Genomic DNA, 3,533 nt, shown 5'->3' with positions numbered 1-3,533 from the left:
TAATGGTCGACGGAATATTGCCCAAAAAGGGATGTGGTGGAACACCCGCGATCAGGGCGTATTACTGCACAGTTCATACGAGCTTAACGATAATCTAACACTCTTCATGAATGCCGGTGGTGGTCGTTCAATCGTTTCACGTATCTCTGAGCAAACCCCAAAGATTATTAACGACAATGGAGATGTTGAATCGGCAATCACTAATTATCGCTTTAATGTACATCGTTATATTTTTGAAACCGGTGTCAGAAGTTATTTTTCAACGGGCGCTATTGATCATCAGATGACATTACAGGCCAGCTATTATCATGACCGCCTTGCTGTTGCGGGTAATGTAGGAAAACAAAAGGTGATTTCTAATATTTATTCACCATTAGAAGTCGATGTTACCCTACCATCGTCTCCAGCAAGCGTTCCCAAAGTATCTTCTAGTCAATTAACTAGCTTTGCCGTTTCGGACATCATGACCATATTGAATGGCAGTGTGGATATTATCCCCGGGATACGTTTGCAAAGAGTGCAAGCCGATAACTTTATGGCTAATGGACAGCGTTCGGCCACTTATGATGAATCAGCGGTGACGCCAATGTTGGGGCTGGTTTACCATCCTTTAGAGTCTGTTTCGCTCTATGCCAACTATATTGAAGGGTTAAGCAAAGGCGATATAGCGCCGAGTTTTGCAAAAAATGCCGGCCAAGTGATGCGTCCTTACCGCTCGCGACAGTACGAAGTTGGGGTTAAGTATGATAATGCGGGAATACAAAGCAGTTTGGCTCTTTTCCAGATAACCAAGCCTAGTGGTGCTATCGACAGCACTGATAATATATTTAATGCTAATAGTGAGCAGCGAAATCGTGGCGTTGAAGTTAATCTTTCAGCGCAGGTGCTGGATAATTTACAAATCTCAGGCAATCTTTCTCTTATTGATGCCGAACTTATCAAATCGCCTAAATCTGATATCCGTGGTAACAAACCCGTTGGTGTTTCTCCTCTACAAGCAAATGTAGGGGTGGAATATGATCTTCCTATTTTGCATGGATTGTCATTAAACAGTTATGTCAATTATAGCGCAAAGCAATATGTCAATCAGGAAAATACACAGTCTATCAATTCTTGGACAACGGTAGATATGGGAGCCTCCTATAAAACACGTGTGTATGGTGCGCCTACCACTTTCCGTTTTGATGTACAGAATCTATTTAATCACCATTACTGGTCTGGCGTAGCGTCATATACCACTATTGCACAGGGAGCACCACGTACTTTCCTTGCCTCGGTAAGTGTTGACTTCTAAGAGGGTTCCATATGTCTTCGTTGTTAAATACTTATTACCGAGCAAATGAATCTTGGCAGATCGCTATAACCCAAATATTACCCCCTTATATCGATCCGGTTATTATCCGTTGGTTGGAGACATCCCCTGATACCCTTGTTCATTTAACACAGATATATGGTTCACCCCTTAATATTGTCTGGCCTCATACTGTGGAGCAGAACGTGAATGCCATGGTCGAAGTCGCCAAAACATTTGGTATACAAACCAATTTGTATTATGGGGTTAAAGTCAATAAATCACAGTCATTATTACAAGCCGCTGTTGCTGCGGGAACTGGGGCGGATGTATCTAGCCTATATGAACTCAACGATGCTATTCGTGCGGGATGTAAAGGTACAGAGTTGTGTGCTACAGGCCCTGCCAAAACAACGGCATTTTTACAGGCGTTAATAGTGCAAGGGGCACGGATTGTTATTGATTCACTTGAGGAGATGGACGAGCTTATTCACCTTGCTACAAGGTGGATAAGTCCATCAGGACGTATAAGTATACTGTTGCGTTTTCGTCCTGAGTCTAATCATATCAGTCGTTTTGGTATGTCATCCGCTGAGATCATGACAGCGCTTGAGAAACTTAATTATAGTGACCAAGTAAAGGTTGATGGATTCCATTTCCATCTTAGTGGTTACTCTTCGGTATCTAGGATCAAGGCTTTTTTTGATACCTTACCCTTGATTAGCTACGCACGTGCTTTGGGTTACTCCCCTTATATTATCGATATTGGGGGAGGGTTACCTGTTCAGTATGTAGACAGTCATTGTTATAAGAAATGGCTCTCTACGCAAACACATAAAGACTATCGTACTCGACGAATTCCTGATTCTTTCTATCCATATGGTGGAGAGATAAATGCCCAAGGCTGGCTCACTGAGTTTCTAACCGGAGTCGATCCCACAGGCAAAAGAGTTTGTGATGCATTAATTGAGGAAGGATTAACACTTTGCCTTGAACCCGGAAGGAGCTTGGTTAATCAAAGTGCGATCAGTGTATTTCGTGTCTGTCGAGTTCGTCCATATGATCATGTCGGACATGTTATTTTTGTCGAAGGAACTAGTTTTAGCGCATGTGAAACGTGGTTTAATTCTGAATTCTTAAGTGATCCTCTCCATATTTATCAAAATAACCATCAGCCACTTTCTTCTGCTGGAAATGCTTGGATTGCAGGCCATAGCTGTTTGGACGACGATGTTATCACCAATCGTTTGATCGCTTTTGCACACCTACCAAAGCCAGGTGATTTACTGATATTTGCTAATACCGCAGGTTACCAAATGGATTTACTGGAAAATCAATTTCATCGGCATCCGTTGCCCACAAGATTAACTGCGGTCATAAACTCACATCAAAAACCTATATTTACCATTGATAATTAAGGACTTTTAATATGGTTTTTAGCAAAGTAACTGATTTAATTGGTAATACTCCTATCATTCAATTACCGCTGCTGCAATCGGATACGCGTCTTTATATCAAAGTGGAGAAAAATAATCCCGGAGGCAGTATGAAAGATCGCATGGCGAGAAATATGGTTGTTGCGGCACTGAAATCTGGAAAGATCAAGCCTGGTAGTACAATTGTGGAGTCGTCATCAGGAAATACTGGCATTGGGTTGGCAATCGCTGCTATCGAATTTGGGCTTCGATTTATCGCGGTGGTCGATCACCATGCTGCCCAAGATAAAATTGCTATCATGCGCGCTTTGGGTGCTGAGATCCGCTACGTTAAAGGCGACTATGGTGAAAATGAAGTTGCTGTTGTGGAACGCCAACGTATGGCGGCTGAAATCGCCAATGAAATTCCCGGCGCTATCTTTATGAATCAATCAGATAATGCAGCCAATGCGGGAGGATATGCAGATCTGGTACGTGAACTTATTAGTCAGATAGGCAAAATTGATGCGTGGGTTGGATGTGTAGGTACGGGGGGCTCTATGACAGGGATAGCCCATGGATTAAGGGTTCATAATCCAGAACTTGTAACCATTGCCGTAGAGCCGGAAGGCTCCATCGTATTCGGAAAACCCGGTAAACCATACTATCAATCAGGTACAGGCACCCCACAAGGCGATACAGTGGGGTTAGTGTTGGATTACAGTTGTATTGATTATGGCGAACAAGTCTCTGATGTATGTGCTTTTGAAACGGCTCGTTACCTTGCTCGTCGTTTTGGTTTACTGGTTGGTGGCTCTACAGGGGGG

General features: G+C 43.0%; 3 protein-coding genes. All 3 read left to right on the top strand.

The window, feature by feature from the left end:
* On the top strand, positions 1-1,294 hold a 1,294-nt coding region (locus tag ACYUCW_RS17905; protein WP_460409166.1), incomplete at its 5' end, for a TonB-dependent receptor.
* Positions 1,295-1,305: 11 nt separating this feature from the next.
* Complete coding sequence (locus tag ACYUCW_RS17900) at positions 1,306-2,709, top strand: Y4yA family PLP-dependent enzyme (RefSeq protein ID WP_113976791.1); 1,404 nt, start codon at positions 1,306-1,308, stop codon at positions 2,707-2,709.
* Between the two features lie 11 nt (positions 2,710-2,720).
* The coding region (locus ACYUCW_RS17895; RefSeq protein WP_460409165.1) for a PLP-dependent cysteine synthase family protein at positions 2,721-3,533 on the top strand (813 nt) is incomplete at its 3' end.

The organism is Proteus sp. MB838 (assembly GCF_054767435.1).
This window is presented reverse-complemented; position numbering and strand designations above follow the sequence as displayed.